The 18,648-nt window shown below is 55.2% G+C and carries 18 protein-coding genes; 4 read left to right on the forward strand and 14 right to left on the reverse strand.

The window, feature by feature from the left end:
• Positions 1–35 precede the first annotated feature (35 nt).
• From OGV50_RS09785 to OGV50_RS09795, 3 genes are all read right to left on the reverse strand, one after another.
• Positions 36–1,073, reverse strand: a complete 1,038-nt coding sequence (locus tag OGV50_RS09785; protein ID WP_286488527.1) for a permease — start codon at positions 1,071–1,073, stop codon at positions 36–38.
• 190 nt (positions 1,074–1,263) lie between these two features.
• A complete protein-coding gene (locus tag OGV50_RS09790; protein ID WP_058668149.1) occupies positions 1,264–1,899 on the reverse strand; it encodes an NAD(P)H-binding protein in 636 nt (211 codons plus the stop codon).
• Between the two features lie 32 nt (positions 1,900–1,931).
• Entirely contained in the window at positions 1,932–2,372 is a 441-nt protein-coding gene (locus tag OGV50_RS09795; RefSeq protein ID WP_012135284.1) for a YhbP family protein, read from the reverse strand.
• 52 nt (positions 2,373–2,424) lie between these two features.
• Here OGV50_RS09795 and OGV50_RS09800 point away from each other — a divergent pair, with 52 nt between their 5' ends.
• Entirely contained in the window at positions 2,425–2,727 is a 303-nt protein-coding gene (locus OGV50_RS09800; protein ID WP_058669124.1) for a GIY-YIG nuclease family protein, read from the forward strand.
• Here OGV50_RS09800 and OGV50_RS09805 read toward each other — a convergent pair.
• Both OGV50_RS09805 and ubiT read right to left on the reverse strand, forming a co-directional pair.
• Positions 2,714–3,217, reverse strand: coding sequence for a GNAT family N-acetyltransferase (locus tag OGV50_RS09805; RefSeq protein ID WP_200092960.1), 504 nt, complete (start codon positions 3,215–3,217; stop codon positions 2,714–2,716). The genes OGV50_RS09800 and OGV50_RS09805 overlap by 14 nt on opposite strands.
• Positions 3,211–3,735 carry a ubiquinone anaerobic biosynthesis accessory factor UbiT gene (ubiT, locus tag OGV50_RS09810; protein ID WP_024130981.1) on the reverse strand — a complete coding sequence of 175 codons (525 nt, stop codon included), beginning with the start codon at positions 3,733–3,735 and terminating at the stop codon, positions 3,211–3,213. The genes OGV50_RS09805 and ubiT overlap by 7 nt, the downstream gene beginning before the upstream one ends.
• Before the next feature lie 220 nt (positions 3,736–3,955).
• Here ubiT and ubiU point away from each other — a divergent pair, with 220 nt between their 5' ends.
• The 3 genes from ubiU to OGV50_RS09825 all read left to right on the forward strand — a co-directional run bounded on the left by ubiU (position 3,956) and on the right by OGV50_RS09825 (position 7,086).
• Positions 3,956–4,951 carry a ubiquinone anaerobic biosynthesis protein UbiU gene (ubiU, locus tag OGV50_RS09815; RefSeq protein ID WP_047461020.1) on the forward strand — a complete coding sequence of 332 codons (996 nt, stop codon included), beginning with the start codon at positions 3,956–3,958 and terminating at the stop codon, positions 4,949–4,951.
• Between the two features lie 8 nt (positions 4,952–4,959).
• Complete coding sequence (locus OGV50_RS09820; RefSeq protein ID WP_058668150.1) at positions 4,960–5,838, forward strand: U32 family peptidase; 879 nt, start codon at positions 4,960–4,962, stop codon at positions 5,836–5,838.
• Between the two features lie 240 nt (positions 5,839–6,078).
• Positions 6,079–7,086: a luciferase-like monooxygenase gene (locus OGV50_RS09825; RefSeq protein WP_286488528.1), complete on the forward strand. Its 1,008-nt coding sequence runs from the start codon at positions 6,079–6,081 to the stop codon at positions 7,084–7,086.
• A 90-nt stretch (positions 7,087–7,176) separates the two neighbouring features.
• Here OGV50_RS09825 and mtr read toward each other — a convergent pair whose 3' ends face one another.
• The 9 genes from mtr to infB all read right to left on the reverse strand — a co-directional run bounded on the left by mtr (position 7,177) and on the right by infB (position 18,648).
• Positions 7,177–8,421 carry a tryptophan permease gene (mtr, locus tag OGV50_RS09830; RefSeq protein ID WP_047461011.1) on the reverse strand — a complete coding sequence of 415 codons (1,245 nt, stop codon included), beginning with the start codon at positions 8,419–8,421 and terminating at the stop codon, positions 7,177–7,179.
• Between the two features lie 153 nt (positions 8,422–8,574).
• The gene (gene deaD, locus OGV50_RS09835; protein ID WP_024130983.1) at positions 8,575–10,473 is read right to left on the reverse strand and encodes an ATP-dependent RNA helicase DeaD; all 1,899 of its coding nucleotides are present in this window, start codon (positions 10,471–10,473) and stop codon (positions 8,575–8,577) included.
• A complete protein-coding gene (gene yrbN, locus OGV50_RS09840; protein WP_010723222.1) occupies positions 10,466–10,546 on the reverse strand; it encodes a protein YrbN in 81 nt (26 codons plus the stop codon). Before yrbN ends, deaD begins: the two co-directional genes overlap by 8 nt.
• A 105-nt stretch (positions 10,547–10,651) precedes the next feature.
• Complete coding sequence (gene nlpI / locus OGV50_RS09845) at positions 10,652–11,536, reverse strand: lipoprotein NlpI (RefSeq protein ID WP_012135296.1); 885 nt, start codon at positions 11,534–11,536, stop codon at positions 10,652–10,654.
• Positions 11,537–11,645: 109 nt separating this feature from the next.
• Positions 11,646–13,781 carry a polyribonucleotide nucleotidyltransferase gene (gene pnp / locus OGV50_RS09850; RefSeq protein ID WP_200092961.1) on the reverse strand — a complete coding sequence of 712 codons (2,136 nt, stop codon included), beginning with the start codon at positions 13,779–13,781 and terminating at the stop codon, positions 11,646–11,648.
• 246 nt (positions 13,782–14,027) lie between these two features.
• Positions 14,028–14,297: a 30S ribosomal protein S15 gene (gene rpsO / locus OGV50_RS09855; RefSeq protein WP_003861789.1), complete on the reverse strand. Its 270-nt coding sequence runs from the start codon at positions 14,295–14,297 to the stop codon at positions 14,028–14,030.
• A gap of 152 nt (positions 14,298–14,449) precedes the next feature.
• The gene (gene truB, locus OGV50_RS09860; protein ID WP_049010997.1) at positions 14,450–15,394 is read right to left on the reverse strand and encodes a tRNA pseudouridine(55) synthase TruB; all 945 of its coding nucleotides are present in this window, start codon (positions 15,392–15,394) and stop codon (positions 14,450–14,452) included.
• A complete protein-coding gene (rbfA, locus tag OGV50_RS09865) occupies positions 15,394–15,795 on the reverse strand; it encodes a 30S ribosome-binding factor RbfA (protein ID WP_001040203.1) in 402 nt (133 codons plus the stop codon). The genes truB and rbfA overlap by 1 nt, the downstream gene beginning before the upstream one ends.
• A 168-nt stretch (positions 15,796–15,963) precedes the next feature.
• Positions 15,964–18,648: a translation initiation factor IF-2 gene (infB, locus tag OGV50_RS09870; protein WP_012135301.1), complete on the reverse strand. Its 2,685-nt coding sequence runs from the start codon at positions 18,646–18,648 to the stop codon at positions 15,964–15,966.

Here is an 18,648-nt window from a genome sequence, read left to right on the forward strand (position 1 = left end):
GGCCGGGCAAGCGAAGCGCCCCCGGCATTGCCACTTCACACCAGCGCAATACTTCCCACTATCACCCCAGAAATCGCCACCAGTACGCCTGTAAGCCACAACGCTTTTGCCGGGAAGGCTTTACGCAGCATAATCAGCGACGGCAGACTCACCGCCGGCAAGGTCATCAGCAGCGCCAGAGCAGGTGCGGTTCCCATTCCTGCCAGCATCATCGTTTGTACAATCGGAATCTCTGCGGCGGTAGGGATCACAAACAGGCATCCCGCGACGGCCATCGCAATAACCCACATCAGCGTATTATCAACTGCGCCATCGGCATGTGGGAACAGCCAGACACGCGCCGCGCCTAATACCAGTACCGCCAGGATATAAACCGGGATCGTACTCCAGAATAGCGACCACAATGCCTTTCCCCAGCGAGCAAAGAATCCGCCCTGCGGTTCAGATACGGTGATCTCCTGAGGAATGTCTACCTGCGGCGACTCTTTCACCCATTTCTGCACCAGCGTCGCCACCACCAGCACTATCGCCAGCCCGGCAACCAGACGAATAGCCGCAAAATGCCAGCCGAGCACAAAGCCCATAAACACCAGCGTTGCCGGATTCAGTAACGGATTACCCATCCAGAACGCCAGCGCGCCGCCCATAGAAACCTGCTGGCGACGCATTCCCGCCGCCACCGGCGCGGCGCAGCAGGTACACATCATGCCTGGCAGCGAGAACAGGGTGCCAAACAGCGTGCCGCGAAAACGCGACTGCCCCAGCGTACGTAGCAGCCAGTCGCGCGGGATCAACACCTGAATCAGCGAACCGAGGATCACCCCCAGCACCGCCGCCTTCCAGACCGCGATAAAATAGATCATCGCGTAGTCCCAGGCCGCTCGCCACGGGTTCGCATCCGCCTGCGCCAGAATAGATTTACCGATACTGTGCGTTTCCGCAGCCGTGAAGGCTTTGCCGTAATAAGGCTGCCATTTCACATACCAGAGGCCAACGATAACGACGAGAAAGAAGAGTGCGGGTTTCCACCATTGAAATGGCGTCACCGCCTGAGATGAAGACTGACCAGCCATAGCATTCCCCAGGAAGTTATTGAGATAATTAAGCCCGTGAATACTACGCCTTTGGGAAATGTTTGGAAACGTCGTTTTTTATTGGATGGGGGCAAAATGCCCGGTGGCGCTCGCGCTTATCGGGCCTGGAGAACGCCACGAAATCCCATGTCGGATAAGGCGTTAGCCACCATCCGGCAGTGAACAGATGCTATAACGCCCTTTCCCGCAACCGGGATGAGGTCAGGATGGTAACGCCTTCTTGCTCCGGCGCCAGAGCCTCCTCCAGCATCGCACGCGCCACATCTCTGGCGTCGATGGATTTCCAGTTTCCCGGCAGCAGCCGGAACAGTGGCGCAAACAGCGTTTCATTCATCCGGTGTTTAGCTCTGTCGCCAAGCAACATGGAGGGACGCGCAATCGTCAGGCGCGGCCATTGCTGGGCGATTAACGCCTCTTCCATTTCACCTTTGACCCGGTTATAGAAAAACGGCGATCGCGCATTTGCGCCCATCGCACTCACGACCAGCATATGCCGGGCGCCCAGCCGCCGCCCCGTCAGCGCGGTATCCACCACCAGCGTATAATCCGCATGAATAAACGCCTCTTTGCTTCCGGCCTCGCGGCGAGTCGTTCCCAGACAGCAAAAAACAATGTCCACCGGATCGGTCACCTGCGCCAGCGCATCGGTCAGTTGAGGATCGTGAGGATTATAAACGCCGACCATATCCGCCAGAGGGCGGCGTGTGGGCGCGGCTATCGAATGAATCCGGGGTTCATTAAGCAACATCCGCAGGAGGTGTCCTCCCACCAGCCCCGTCGCCCCTGTAATTAACACCTGAGTCATCGCGCGCTCCATAACCTCAACCATTCATCTAACTATAGGCTACGGATCGGGCTGCGTAGCCAGTGCATTTTTTTGCCAAATCCCAACGTGTTGTCAGTGAATTTGATTTCATCCAGGCGGATTTCCCATACTGGCGCTGGCAACATTCTGGCGACAGGAAAGCGGCGGAGATAGGCCTGACGCGCCGCATCGCTTTCCTCTCCCTCAAGCTTGCGGATCTCCCCTTTAAACTGTATTCCGCGAATCCGCGCCACCGTTTTCGGCTGACCGTTGACCGTTCCGGCAACGGGCGCGCGCGGGCCGGACATCTGCGCATGGCGCGTTTTCTCTTCCGTGAGTACATAAAACGCGACCTTTTGCGCATCAAACAGATAAAACGCGTTTGCGCACCAGAGTTCGCCCTCATGCTGAACGCACCAGGTGACCACATGCTGCTTTGCCAGCCAGCGGCTTATCGCGGTGAGTGTTTCCATCGTTATTCTCTCTTATACTGGGCATCTGAAAATTAACACGCTAATGGTCATGATGACACCCTGGTATCTGTATCTGATCCGCACCGCAGACAATGCCCTCTACACCGGGATTACGACCGATGTGGCGCGCCGCTATAAGCAGCATCAAAGCGGTAAAGGCGCAAAAGCGTTGCGCGGAAAAGGGGAACTTACCCTGGCGTTTTCGGCGCGGGTCGGCGAGCGCTCGCTTGCCCTGCGCATGGAGTATCGCATCAAGAGACTCACAAAGCGCCAGAAGGAGCGCCTCGTGACAGAAGGTGAAGGGTTTGAGGCGTTACTGGCCAGCCTGCAAACCCCAACGCTTAAAAGCGATTGAAATAGTCGTGGTATTCCACCAGGCCCGTCACGCCGTCCAGCGCATCTTCCGCCAGGCGGTGTACCTGGAAAGCGCTTTCGGTGCCCGGCCAGCGGCAATGAAGATCGTAATGCGCCGCCAGTTCAAAGCCGAAACGGCTGTACAATGCCGGCTCGCCCAGCGTGACGACCGCCGCATAGCCAAACTCGTTGAGTGAATCCAGTCCTTCGTAGACCAGTTGGCGCGCAAGCCCTTGTCCACGGTAGTTTTCATCTACCGCCAACGGCGCCATTCCCACCCATTGCAGGTCTTCACCCTGTACATCGACCGGACTAAACGCCACATAGCCAACCACCTGACCTTCGTCGTCAGTGGCGACCAGACCCAGCGTCAGGAAGCCATCTTCGCGCAGGTCATGCACCAGCTTCGCTTCCGCATCGCTTTCGAACGTGCGGCGCAGCAAAGCGTCGATACCGGGCGCGTCAATGGGAATTTCAACTCGAATCAGCATGGTTCACCTACCGAGGTCTGTTTGGTTTCTGGCGAGGTTTTCATACCCGCCTCAACAAAATCCGCCAGTTGTAGCAGCATAATGCGTAACGCTTTCGGCATCTGCTCCAGTTCGATGGCGTCCATCAGGTTTTTCACATACAGCCCTAACTCTGTATCGCCTTCAATGACCAGACGACGCTGGAAGAAGAGCGTATCAGGGTCCTGCTTACGCGCCGCAATCATCAACAAGTCGCTGGCATCGGCGCTAAAGCTCACGTCGGCCTCAGCGTTCTGACTGACAATCAGTTTGCCGTTCTCAACAGAGGTGTACCATCTGAGGTTAATATCACGCACCGTAATACTTAACCAACGGCCTTCGAGGAACTCAAGCTCCCCATCTGCCAGCGCCTGACGAAATTGCCAGCTCAGAACCTGTTCCAGAACCTGGCGCTTCAGCGCAAAGGGCGTCAGTTTAACCGGAACACTCATCAGAGACGGGCCAAAATGTACTAAGCGTGAACGCAGTTTATCCAACACGAGCTTTACTCCCTGTTTCAATAATCCCGTTATTTTGCCATATCAGATAAACGACATAGCGGCGTAAATCAACAATTCGATACGAAATTGTTACCCAGTTATAGGTGTAACCAATACGCCTTTAACTGCCTTAAATCAAAAATTGTCGCAGCAAGGTTAACTAAAATCTCTCTTCGTTAACAATTTTGCGGCCTGGACGGCGCAACATTCAGGAATAATTATGGAGCTGCTCTGCCCTGCCGGAAATCTCCCGGCGCTTAAGGCGGCCATTGAGAACGGTGCTGATGCCGTTTATATCGGGCTAAAAGATGATACTAACGCCCGTCACTTCGCCGGTCTTAATTTTACTGAGAAAAAATTGCAGGAAGCGGTGAATTACGTCCATCAACATCGCCGTAAACTGCACATCGCGATTAACACGTTTGCACACCCGGATGGATATGTTCGCTGGCAGCGTGCCGTGGATATGGCGGCGCAACTGGGCGCGGATGCGCTGATCCTGGCCGACCTTGCTATGCTTGAGTATGCAGCAGAACGCTATCCGCATATTGAGCGCCATGTCTCTGTTCAGGCATCGGCAACGAATGAAGAAGCAATTAACTTCTACCATCGCAACTTTGACGTTGCGCGCGTCGTCCTGCCGCGCGTGCTTTCCATTCATCAGGTGAAACAGCTCGCCCGCGTCACGCCCGTGCCGCTGGAGGTCTTCGCCTTCGGCAGCCTGTGCATTATGGCGGAAGGCCGTTGCTACCTCTCCTCTTATCTGACGGGTGAATCCCCCAATACCGTTGGCGCCTGCTCTCCGGCCCGCTTCGTGCGCTGGCAACAGACCTCCCAGGGGCTGGAATCGCGCCTGAACGAGGTGCTCATCGACCGCTATCAGGACGGTGAGAACGCCGGTTATCCAACGCTGTGTAAAGGTCGCTATCTGGTTGATGGCGAGCGCTACCACGCGCTGGAAGAACCTACCAGCCTCAACACGCTGGAACTGCTGCCTGACCTGCTGGCGGCGAATATCGCCTCGGTGAAAATTGAAGGACGTCAGCGCAGCCCGGCGTATGTCAGCCAGGTGGCGAAAGTGTGGCGTCAGGCGATCGACCGCTGCATGGCCGACCCGCAAAACTTCGTCCCGCAAAGCGCCTGGATGGAGACGCTTGGCTCCATGTCCGAAGGCACTCAGACCACGCTTGGCGCGTATCACCGTAAATGGCAGTGAGAGAAGCAATGAAATATTCCTTAGGGCCGGTGCTTTACTATTGGCCGAAAGAGACGCTGGAAGCATTTTATCAGCAGGCCGCCACCAGCAGCGCCGACGTGATTTACCTTGGCGAAGCGGTGTGCAGCAAACGCCGCGCCACCAAAGTGGGCGACTGGCTTGATATGGCGAAATCCCTTGCCGGAAGCGGCAAGCAGGTCGTGCTCTCCACGCTGGCGCTGGTACAGGCCTCCTCTGAATTGGGCGAACTGAAACGCTATGTGGAAAACGGCGACTTCCTGCTGGAGGCCAGCGACCTCGGCGTCGTGAATATGTGCGCCGAGCGCAAGCTGCCGTTTGTCGCCGGTCATGCGCTTAACTGCTATAACGCGGTAACGCTGCGTCTGCTGCTTAAACAGGGCATGGTGCGCTGGTGCATGCCGGTCGAGCTTTCCCGCGACTGGCTGGTGAATCTGCTGAACCAGTGCGATGAGCTCGGCATCCGCAATCAGTTTGAAGTGGAAGTGCTGAGCTACGGTCATCTGCCGCTGGCGTACTCCGCCCGCTGTTTTACCGCGCGTTCGGAAGACCGCCCGAAAGACGAGTGTGAAACCTGCTGCATCAAGTACCCGAACGGGCGTAACGTGTTGTCGCAGGAGAATCAGCAGGTGTTCGTGCTTAACGGTATTCAGACCATGAGCGGCTACGTTTATAACCTCGGCAACGAACTGACCTCCATGCAGGGGCTGGTCGACATTGTGCGCCTTTCCCCGCTGGGTACGGAGACATTCGCCATGCTCGACGCCTTCCGCGCCAATGAAAACGGCAGCGCGCCGTTGCCGCTGGCCGCGCACAGCGACTGCAACGGTTACTGGAAACGCCTGGCCGGTCTGGAACTACAGGTGTAACTGAACCTTGCCGGATGGCGACATAAATGCTTTATCCGGCCTACGGTTGGACTGATAAACTTTTGCCGGATGGCGGCATAAATGCCTTATCCGGCCTACAATGCGTTTGTAGGCCTGATAAGCGAAGCGCCATCAGGCAGTTGATGTTTGCGCCCCGCCTTATACCGCTCACTTTGTTAACAACGGTAATCAAATTTTAATGCAGTATTAAATGATTCACCGACGACAAAGTGAGCCGTTATGACTGACAAAACCATTCCATTTTCGCTGCTGGATCTGGCACCGATCCCCGAAGGCTCCTCTGCGAAAGAGGCCTTCTCACACTCACTGGATCTCGCCCGTCTGGCAGAACGGCGCGGCTATCACCGCTACTGGCTGGCGGAACATCACAACATGACCGGTATCGCCAGCGCGGCGACATCGGTGCTGATTGGCTATCTGGCCGCCAATACCACCACGCTGCATCTGGGTTCTGGCGGGGTGATGCTCCCCAACCACTCACCGCTGGTTATCGCCGAGCAGTTCGGTACGCTGAATACGCTCTATCCTGGACGGATTGATCTGGGCCTGGGGCGTGCGCCGGGAAGCGATCAGCGCACCATGATGGCGCTGCGCCGTCATATGAGCGGCGATATTGATAATTTCCCGCGCGACGTCGCTGAACTGGTGGACTGGTTCGACGCGCGCGATCCCAATCCACATGTACGCCCGGTTCCGGGTTATGGCGAGAAGATCCCGGTGTGGCTGCTGGGTTCCAGCCTGTACGGCGCACAGCTGGCGGCGCAGCGTGGTCTGCCGTTCGCCTTCGCCTCCCACTTCGCGCCCGATATGCTGTTCCAGGCGCTGCATCTCTATCGCACCCAGTTCAAGCCGTCCGCGCGGCTGGAAAAACCGTATGCGATGGTGTGCATCAATATCATCGCCGCTGACAGCAATCGCGATGCGGAATTTCTGTTTACCTCTATGCAGCAGGCGTTTGTGAAACTGCGTCGCGGCGAGACCGGGCAGCTACCCGCGCCAATTCAAAATATAGATCAGTTCTGGTCGCCGTCCGAGCAATATGGCGTGCAGCAGGCGCTGAGCATGTCGCTGGTGGGCGATAAAGCCAAAGTGCGTCACGGGCTGGAATCTATTCTGCGCGAAACGCAGGCGGATGAGATTATGGTCAACGGGCAGATTTTCGATCATCAGGCGCGGCTGCATTCGTTTGACCTGGCGATGCAGGTGAAAGAGGAGTTGGTGGGGTAGTGCGTTGTTTTGCCCGGTGGCGCTTCGCTTACCGGGCCTACGAGATTGTTCAGGCCGGATAAGGCGTAGCCGCCATCCGGCACAACAAACTTACTGGTACACTGGTAACAAGTTCACGCTCGACAGAATATGCACCAGCGCGTTGCCGATACCGAATACCAGGATCAGCGCAATCATCGGCTTGCCGCCCCAGACGCGGAATTTCGGGCTGCCGAAACGTTGGCGTGAAGCTCGCGCCAGCAGAGCCGGAACAATGGCGGCCCAGATGGTTGCCGCCAGCCCCGCATAGCCAATAGCATACAGGAACCCGTTCGGCCACAGCAGACCGCCAATCACCGGCGGCAGGAAAGTCAGCAGCGCAGTTTTGAAGCGCCCCAGCGCCGAATCATCAAAACCAAACAGATCCGCCAGATAGTCAAACAGACCGAGCGTCACGCCGAGGAACGAACTCGCCACCGCAAAGTTAGAGAACACCACCAGCAGCAGATCCAGACTGCGGCTGTTCAGTACGCCGCTCAGCGCCTGTACCAGCACATCAATATTACCGCCCTGCTGCGCAATACCGATAAACGCCGGGCGCGGAATATTACCCATCGTACCCAACAGCCAGATGGTATACAGCACCAGCGCCATCAGCGTACCGTACACCAGGCATTTCACGATGGTACGCGGATCTTTACCGTAATACTTCATCAGGCTTGGCACGTTGCCGTGATAACCAAACGACGCCAGGCAAAACGGCAGTGTCATCAGCAGGTACGGCGTGTAAGACGCATTGCTTTCGGCCACGTTAAACAGCGTCGCCGGCGTGACGTGCCCCAGCAGACTGCCGAAGGTCAGAAAGAAGGTGATGACTTTCGCGCCCAGCACAATCGCCGTCATCCGGCTAACCGCTTTGGTACTTAACCAGACAACAAAAGCCACCAGCAACGCAAACGCAAAACCTGCCGCCCGCGCCGGAACATTCAGCGACATTTCAGCAAAGGTATGATGCAGAATCGAGCCGCTCGCCGAGATATAGGCGTAGGTCAGGATATAGAGCACAAAGGCAATAGAGATCCCATTCACCACGTTCCAGCCTTTACCCAGCAGGTCTTTAGTGATGGTGTCAAAGCTGGAGCCAATCCGGTAGTTGAGGTTGGCTTCGAGGATCATCAGCCCGGAATGCAGCATACAGAACCAGGTAAACACCAACGCCGCCATCGACCAGAAGAACCACGCACCGGACATAACCACCGGCAGGGAGAACATTCCCGCGCCAATAATGGTGCCGCCGATGATCACCACGCCGCCAAGCAGCGAAGGTGACGTTTGGGTGGTGGTTAGTGTTGCCATTCAGCCCTCTCTCCAGTGAATAATATTGCGACTGCATTTTATTGTGTCGCACTGTACCAGTACGCGAGTACAAAAGAAATAAAAAAAGCCCCGATCGCAATCATCGGGGCTGTATATTTTACTTTACGGTGCGAGACCGCGATTTAGCGTGAATTACGCATCACCGCCGAAACGACGACGACCGGTGGAGTCGTCACGACGCGGCGCACGGCCTTCACGACGCTCACCGCTGAAACGACGACCATCACCACGGCCACCTTCACGGCGCTCACCGCCAAAACCACGACCGCCTTCACGACGCTCGCCACCGAAGCTACGACCACCGCCACGACGCTCGTTACCGGAATGCGGTTGCGCATCGCCCAGCAGTTGCATGTTCATCGGCTTGTTCAGGATGCGGGTGCGCGTAAAGTGCTGCAACACCTCACCCGGCATACCTTTCGGCAGCTCAATGGTGGAGTGGGAAGCAAACAGCTTGATGTTACCAATGTAACGGCTGCTGATGTCGCCTTCGTTAGCAATCGCGCCAACGATATGACGCACTTCAACACCGTCATCACGGCCCACTTCAATGCGGTACAGCTGCATATCGCCAACGTCACGACGTTCACGACGCGGGCGATCTTCACGGTCACCACGATCAGCACGCGGGCCACGATCGTTACGATCGCGCGGACCACGGTCATCACGGTCACGGAATTCACGTTTAGGACGCATCGGCGCATCCGGCGGTACGATCAGCGTGCGTTCGCCCTGCGCCATTTTCAGCAGTGCGGCAGCCAGCGTTTCGAGATCCAGCTCTTCGCCTTCTTCGGTCGGCTGGATTTTCGCCAGCAGTGCGCGGTACTGATCCAGATCGCTGCTTTCCAGCTGCTGCTGAACTTTCGCTGCAAATTTTTCCAGACGGCGTTTGCCCAGCAGTTCTGCGTTCGGCAGTTCCACTTCCGGGATGGTCAGCTTCATGGTGCGTTCAATGTTGCGCAGCAGACGACGCTCGCGGTTCTCAACGAACAGCAGCGCGCGGCCAGCACGACCCGCACGACCGGTACGGCCGATACGGTGAACGTAAGACTCGGAGTCCATCGGGATATCGTAGTTTACAACCAGGCTGATGCGCTCAACGTCCAGGCCACGGGCCGCAACGTCAGTTGCAATCAGGATATCCAGACGACCGTCTTTCAGACGCTCCAGAGTCTGCTCACGCAGCGCCTGGTTCATGTCGCCATTCAGCGCGGCGCTGTTGTAACCGCTACGCTCCAGCGCTTCAGCCACTTCCAGGGTCGCATTTTTAGTACGAACGAAGATAATCGCCGCATCAAAATCTTCAGCTTCCAGGAAACGCACCAGCGCTTCGTTTTTACGCATGCCCCAGACAGTCCAGTAGCTCTGGCTGATGTCAGGACGCGTGGTCACGCTGGACTGAATGCGCACTTCCTGCGGCTCTTTCATAAAGCGGCGGGTAATGCGACGAATCGCTTCCGGCATGGTGGCAGAGAACAGTGCGGTCTGATGACCTTCAGGAATCTGCGCCATGATGGTTTCAACGTCTTCGATGAAGCCCATACGCAGCATTTCGTCGGCTTCGTCCAGCACCAGACCGCTCAGTTTAGAGAGATCCAGCGTGCCGCGTTTTAAGTGATCAAGCAGACGTCCCGGCGTACCGACAACGATCTGCGGCCCTTGACGCAGGGCGCGTAACTGCACGTCATAACGCTGGCCGCCGTACAGGGCAACCACGTTCACGCCGCGCATATGTTTAGAGAAATCCGTCATGGCTTCAGCAACCTGAACCGCCAGTTCGCGGGTCGGTGCCAGCACCAGAATCTGAGGTGCCTTCAGCTCAGGATCAAGATTGTTAAGCAGCGGTAAGGAGAACGCTGCGGTTTTGCCGCTACCGGTCTGGGCCATACCCAGAACATCGCGACCGCCCAGCAGATGCGGGATGCACTCTGCCTGGATTGGAGATGGTTTTTCGTAACCCAGATCGTTAAGGGCGTCAAGGATAGGAGCCTTCAGGCCCAGATCTGCAAAAGTGGTTTCGAATTCAGCCATGTAGTACGTGTGCCTCAAAATTAATGGCGGCCAGTCTACATAACTCATCATGAAATTGATCTGCAATTTTCATTGAAAAGTGTGAACCGGCTCAAAGTAGGTGTATTAACGAACAACAACGCCCTCACCCGTGAAGGTGATGGCAATCAAAAAGATTACGGGCTGATGTGTACGTCAGCTATTGCTGGTCCGATTCTGCCAGGTCATCTTGGTCCTGGCCCAGGAGCGATAATTCCAACAATGCGTATCGGTGCTCAACAAAGTTATGAACGTTGTTAGCCACCGCCAGTTTGAACAATGCCGTAGCGTTGTCCAAATCCCCCAGACTTAGGTAATACTTACCTAAATAGAAGTTGGTTTCACTGAGATGCTCAGCGAGCGAGGTGTTATCCGTTGCGTCCGCCTTCAGGCGTTCCATCAGCGTTGCTTCGCTAATGTTGCCCAGGTAGAACTCGACAATGTTCCATCCCCATTGTTCTTTATCCGATTTCTCGAAGCGTTGCTTTAACGCTTCTTTCGCCTGCTTCTCATCGAGCTTCTGCTCAGCGAGATAAAGCCACAGACTGCGGAAAGGATCATTGGGATCGTCTTGATAAAACGCCAGCAGATCATCTTGCGCTAACTTGTCGCGACCGCCGTAATACAATGCGATACCGCGATTTAAGTACGCGTAGTTGTAAGTTGGATCAAGCTCAAGTACAGAATCAAACGCTTCATAGGCAGCATCAAAATTGCCTGCCTGCGTTAAATAAATGCCTAAGTAATTGAATACTTCAGGCATATCCGGTCGGATTGCCAGCGCTTGTGAAAAATCATTTCGCGCTAATGCCCTCAGACCCAGACTATCATACAACACTCCGCGCTCATATAAAAGCTGTGCGCGTTCGTCATCGGTTAAAGCCCGACTGGCAAGAATTTGTTCCATGCGTGCCAGAATCACTTCCTGCTGCAAAGTCGGTTGCAATGGCACCGCGAGGACTTCACTCTTACGCCAGGCAGAGTTGCTGCATCCTGCCAGCGTGAGTGCTGTCGCAACGAAACACCAGCGCAAAAAAGGCTTCATTTCCCACTCCCGAAGACAACGATTGAATGAACGTCCTGTTCCCCGGTTGCTGACAAGGCGTCCTGCCGGGTCAAAGGCCCTCCGCCAAAGCGGAGGGCAAATGGCAACCTTACTCGCCCTGTTCTGCTGCCGGAGCTTCCGGCGCCGCAGCTGGTTGAGACTGCTCAGTTGCTTCTTTAATGCTCAGACGTACGCGGCCCTGGCGATCAACTTCCAGAACTTTAACCGGTACTTCCTGACCCATTTGCAGGTAATCGGTCACTTTCTCTACGCGCTTGTCAGCGATCTGAGAGATGTGTACCAGACCTTCTTTACCGCCGCCAATGGCAACAAACGCGCCAAAGTCAACGATGCGGGTCACTTTACCATTGTAGATACGGCCCACTTCGATTTCCGCAGTGATCTCTTCGATACGACGGATAGCATGTTTCGCTTTTTCGCCGTCGGTCGCCGCGATCTTCACCGTACCGTCATCTTCGATTTCGATGGTGGTGCCGGTTTCTTCGGTCAGAGCACGGATAACAGAACCGCCCTTACCGATAACGTCTTTGATCTTGTCCGGGTTGATCTTGATGGTGTGGATACGCGGAGCGAACTGAGAAATGTCGCCACGCGGCGCGTTGATCGCCTGTTCCATCACGCCCAGGATGTGCAGACGCGCACCTTTTGCCTGGTTCAGCGCAACCTGCATGATCTCTTTGGTGATACCTTCAATTTTGATATCCATCTGCAACGCAGAGATACCGTCGCGGGAACCCGCCACTTTGAAGTCCATATCGCCCAGGTGGTCTTCGTCGCCCAGGATGTCAGACAGAACAACAAAGTTGTCGCCTTCTTTCACCAGACCCATCGCGATACCCGCAACGGCCGCTTTAATCGGCACGCCTGCGTCCATCAGCGCCAGGGAAGCGCCACACACGGAAGCCATAGAGGAAGACCCGTTGGATTCGGTGATTTCAGACACCACGCGAACGGTGTACGGGAATTTGTCCATTTCCGGCATAACTGCCAGAACACCGCGCTTCGCCAGACGACCGTGACCAATTTCACGACGCTTCGGAGAACCGACCATGCCGGTTTCGCCAACGGAGTACGGAGGGAAGTTGTAGTGGAACAGGAAGCTGTCAGTGCGTTCGCCCATCAGTTCATCAAGAACCTGCGCGTCACGAGCGGTACCCAGCGTCGCCGTGACCAGCGCCTGCGTTTCGCCACGAGTGAACAGCGCGGAACCGTGAGTACGCGGCAGCACGCCAGTACGCACGTCCAGACCACGGATCATGTCTTTTTCACGGCCATCAATACGCGGCTCGCCGGCCAGTACGCGGCTACGAACAACGTTTTTCTCGATAGCGTGCAGGATTTCGCCCAGTTCGTTTTCGTCCAGGGTTTCGTCTTCTGCAACCAGCGCAGCGATGGTTTCAGATTTGATCACGTCAACCTGAGCATAACGCTCCTGTTTGTCGGTGATACGGTAAGCGTCGCTCAGGCGAGCTTCGGCCTGTGCAGCAACGCGCGCGTTCAGCGCTTCGTTTACCGCTTCCGGCTGCCAGTCCCAACGCGGTTTGCCCGCTTCTTTCACCAGATCGTTGATGTTCTGAATCACAATCTGCTGCTGCTCGTGGCCGAATACCACGGCGCCCAGCATGGTGTCTTCGCTCAGCAGTTCTGCTTCGGATTCAACCATCAGAACAGCCGCTTCAGTACCGGCAACCACCAGGTCCAGCTTACTTTCTTTCAGTTCGTCCTGAGTCGGGTTCAGTACATACTGGTCATTGATATAACCAACACGCGCGGCACCAATCGGGCCGTTGAACGGAATGCCGGACAGAGACAGCGCGGCGGAAGCACCGATCATCGCGACGATATCCGGGTTAACCTGCGGGTTAACGGAAACGACGGTTGCGATAACCTGAACTTCGTTAACGAAGCCTTCCGGGAACAGCGGACGAACCGGGCGGTCAATCAGACGCGCGATCAGGGTTTCGCCTTCGCTCGGACGGCCTTCACGACGGAAGAAGCTGCCCGGGATACGGCCAGCAGCGTAAGTACGCTCCTGATAGTTAACGGTCAGCGGGAAGAAATCCTGGCCCGGCTTCGCTTTTTTCTGACCAACAACGGTAACGAATACCGCAGTGTCATCCATGCTTACCATAACGGCGGCAGTTGCCTGACGCGCCATCATGCCAGTTTCCAGCGTAACGGTATGCTGACCGTACTGGAATTTACGAACGATCGGATTAAGCAAAATAATACCCTTTCTTAATTTTTGACGGCACACTCAGGCGCCATCGTTAATACCCGATCTTCTGCGCATCCTCGCGACTAATGACAACCCTAACCCATGCTTTTTGGGTGAAGCCTCTCATTAGCCGCGCGAACCTCTGCAACGGAAGATCATCCATAGCAACAATACATTAGTTTCCAGTGAATTGCTGCCGTCTGGTTGAAAAAAGGGGCCATGAAGGCCCCCTCTTTCTGAAACTCGCAAGAATTAGCGACGCAGACCCAGACGCTCGATCAGCGCGGTGTAACGTGCAACATCTTTACGTTTCAGGTAGTCGAGCAGTTTACGACGCTGAGAAACCATGCGCAGCAGACCACGACGGCTGTGGTGATCTTTTTTGTGCTCTGCAAAGTGGCCCTGCAGGTGGTTAATCTGTGCAGTCAGCAGAGCAACCTGAACTTCGGTAGAACCGCTGTCGTTAGTACCACGACCAAACTCAGAAACGATTTTAGCTTTAGCTTCAACGCTTAGAGACATGATGAACTCCAAAAATAATAAAGAATGAAAGGGTGCCAATCTCTAATTCAGCGACCCCATGTAAACGCCGCGCGAACTTGTTAAAAAATTTACGTGACGTTAAGCGGCGGTATTCTACTCGTAGCGTCCTGTTATCGCAAGACGGAGCAGCATTACGCCGGGTACTCAACCACTAACCGACGAGGCGCCACGCGGCCTTCATCGTCGATTTCGCCCATGCCAATAAATTTTTCGTCATCACCTTCCGTCACGCGAACCAGCCCTTCAAGCGGTACGCCTGTCGTCCGTACCGGGTTACCGTTTTTAAAGTAAACCGATGACGTTAAAGGAAGATTGACAACTGGATAGTCCGAAGCCGGACTGTCCATCGGCATCAGCAGCGGATCTAACAGTTGCGCAGCCGGAATATCCTGCCGTTCCGCCTGTTCAACAAGCTCACGTAGCTGTTCCAGCGTGACCATACGGTCAACCGGATATTTACTGACCGCCAGACGTCGCAGGAAGATCACATGCGCGCCACACCCAAGTTTCTCACCCAAATCATCGATAATGGTGCGAATGTAGGTGCCCTTCGAGCAGTGAACCTCCAGCTCCAGTTCATCCCCTTCATGGCGAATAAACAGCAGTTCGTAAACGGTAATCGGGCGGGCTTCACGGGGAACTTCAATCCCCTGACGCGCATATTCGTAGAGCTTCTTGCCCTGATACTTCAGCGCCGAATACATCGATGGAATCTGCTCGATATCGCCACGGAACGTCTCCAGCGCGGCAGCTAACTGCTCTGCGCTGAAGGTTACCGGACGTTCCTGCACGATTTGACCATCGGCATCAGAGGTGTCGGTACGCTGCCCCAGGCGGGCAACCACGCGATAACGTTTGTCAGAATCCAGCAGATACTGCGAAAACTTTGTCGCTTCCCCGAGGCAGATGGGCAACATACCCGTCGCCAGCGGATCCAGCGCGCCGGTATGTCCGGCACGGTTGGCGTTATAGATGCGTTTTACTTTCTGCAAGACGTCATTGCTGGACATGCCCTGCGGCTTATCCAGCAGCAGGACGCCGTGAATGTCGCGACCACGACGACGAGGACGACTCATTAGTCCTCCTTGCTGTCGTCCGGGTTCACACGACGTTCTTCGTCATGTTTCACCACGTTGGTCACCAGGTTAGACATACGCATCCCTTCAACCAGCGAGTTGTCGTAGAAGAAGGTTAGTTCCGGCACGATACGCAGACGCATCGCTTTCCCCAGCAGGGTACGGATAAAGCCAGACGCTTCCTGCAATGCTTTGATGCCCGCTTTTACCGCGTCTTCATCTTTGTCGTTCAGAAAGGTGACATACACTTTGGCATAGGCCAGATCGCGGGACATCTCCACACCGGAAACGGTGGTCATCATGCCAAGACGCGGATCTTTAATTTCGCGTTGCAGGATGATAGCGATCTCTTTTTGCATTTCCTGGGCTACGCGCTGCGGGCGACCAAATTCTTTCGCCATAATAAATTCTCCAGAATAAAGACAAAAAAGGGGCCAAAAGCCCCTTTTTAAATTTCATGCCGGGTGGCGTGGGCTATAAACTGTAGGCCTGATAAGCATGGCGCCATCAGGCATTACATTGCCGGATGGCGGCGTAAACGCCTTATCCGGCCTACAACCCGGCCGACCTTACGCAATCGTACGTTGGATCTCGATGATCTCGAACACTTCGATCATATCGCCAACGCGAACGTCGTTGTAGTTCTTAACGCCGATACCACATTCCATGCCGTTACGGACTTCGTTAACGTCATCTTTGAAGCGGCGCAGGGATTCCAGCTCGCCTTCGTAGATAACTACGTTGTCGCGCAGTACGCGGATCGGGTTGTGGCGTTTAATCGTACCTTCAGTAACCATACAGCCTGCGACAGCGCCAAATTTCGGTGATTTGAACACGTCACGGACTTCAGCCAGACCAATGATCTGCTGTTTCAGTTCTGGAGACAGCATGCCGCTCATTGCCGCTTTCACTTCGTCGATCAGGTTATAGATGACGGAGTAGTAGCGCAGATCCAGGCTTTCCGCTTCAATCACTTTACGCGCAGAGGCATCGGCACGCACGTTGAAGCCAACCAGGATCGCGTTGGATGCAGCAGCCAGGGTTGCGTCGGTTTCGGTGATACCACCTACGCCGGAACCGATGATCTTCACTTTCACTTCGTCGGTAGACAGTTTCAGTAAAGAGTCGGAGATCGCTTCCACAGAGCCCTGAACGTCCGCTTTCAATACGATGTTCACTTCATGAACTTCGCCTTCGGTCATGTTAGCGAACATGTTCTCAAGTTTAGATTTCTGCTGACGCGCCAGTTTAACTTCACGGAATTTACCCTGACGATACAGCGCAACTTCACGGGCTTTCTTCTCGTCACGAACCACGGTCACTTCATCACCGGCAGCCGGAACACCGGACAGACCCAGGATCTCAACCGGAATGGACGGACCCGCTTCCAGCACTTCCTGACCCAGTTCGTTACGCATTGCACGAACGCGGCCATATTCGAAGCCACACAGGACGATGTCGCCTTTGTTCAGCGTACCTTCACGAACCAGGACGGTTGCAACCGGACCACGACCTTTATCCAGGAAGGATTCGATTACCGCGCCGCTCGCCATGCCTTTACGAACTGCTTTCAGTTCGAGGACTTCAGCCTGCAACAGGATTGCATCCAGCAGTTCGTCGATGCCAGTACCCGCTTTTGCAGATACGTGGACGAACTGGCTTTCGCCGCCCCACTCTTCCGGCAGGATGCCGTACTGGGACAGTTCGTTTTTAACACGATCCGGATCGGCTTCTGGCTTATCGATCTTGTTCACCGCAACCACAACCGGCACACCCGCCGCTTTCGCGTGCTGTATAGCTTCGATGGTCTGCGGCATCACGCCGTCGTCTGCCGCCACAACCAGAACAACGATATCCGTTGCCTGCGCACCACGAGCACGCATAGAGGTAAACGCGGCGTGACCCGGGGTATCCAGGAAGGTGATCATACCGTTGTCGGTTTCAACGTGGTAAGCACCGATGTGCTGGGTAATGCCGCCCGCTTCGCCAGAGGCAACTTTCGTTGAACGAATGTAGTCCAGCAGAGAGGTTTTACCGTGGTCAACGTGGCCCATGATGGTCACAACCGGAGCACGCGGTTCTGCCGCCGCACCTGTATCACGGTCGCTCATTACCGCTTCTTCCAGCTCGTTTTCACGACGCAGGATAACTTTATGGCCCATCTCTTCAGCAACCAGCTGTGCGGTTTCCTGGTCGATGACCTGGTTGATGGTTGCCATCGCGCCCAGCTTCATCATCGCTTTGATGACCTGAGAGCCTTTTACCGCCATCTTGTTCGCCAGCTCGCCAACGGTGATGGTTTCACCAATCACAACGTCACGGTTAACAGCCTGAACCGGTTTCTGGAAGCTCTGTTGCAGAGCAGAACCTTTACGGTTTTTACCGCCTTTACCGCCGCGAACGGCCGCACGGGCTTCTTCACGATCGGCTTTCGATTCAGAGTGTTTGTTGCCTTTTTTCGCCGGACGCGCCGCTTTCGCATTGCGACTACGACCACGGCCGCCTTCAACTTCACGGTCGTTTTCGTCTTCGGCCTGGCGGGCGTGTTGAGACGTGGTAACGTGATAATCGCTGGTGTCTTCAGTCGGCTCCGCGTTATCAGTCCATTTGTTCTCTTCCGCCATGCGGCGAGCTTCTTCTGCTACGCGACGCGCTTCTTCTTCAAGTTTGCGACGCGCTTCTTCTTCCGCTTTACGCTTCAGCTCTGCTGCTTCATTTTCACGGCGGGCTTTTTCGGCCTGGGCGGTTTTGGTCATATCGTCAGTCTGTTGATTGCTCACTTTGTCTTTTTCCGCAGCTTCACGTTTCGCTTTTTCAGCGGCGTCACGTTTAGCTTGTTCTGCGGCCTCACGGTCAGCTTTTTGTTGCGCCTCGCGTTTGGCTGTTTCTTCTGCCTCACGACGGGCTTGCTCTTCCGCTTCACGCTGCGCCTGCTCTTCCGCAGCGAGACGTTCTGTCTCTTGCGGATCGCGTTTCACAAAGGTGCGTTTCTTGCGGACTTCGATTTGTACCGATTTACTTTTTCCACCGGTACCTGGAATATTCAACGTGCTGCGCGTTTTACGTTGCAGCGTCAACTTATCCGGCCCTGAACCATTTTCACGATTCAGGTGCGCCAGTAAAGTCTGTTTTTCTTGTGCGGACACAGAGTCATCAGCAGACTTCGGGATACCGGCATCAGCGAATTGCTGTACCAGGCGATCCACGGAGGTCTGTATCTCTGCGGCCAGCGCTTTTACGGTTACATCTGTCAT

The organism is Citrobacter sp. CK180 (genome assembly GCF_030333655.1).
GTDB classification, from domain to species: Bacteria; Pseudomonadota; Gammaproteobacteria; order Enterobacterales; family Enterobacteriaceae; genus Citrobacter_B; species Citrobacter_B koseri.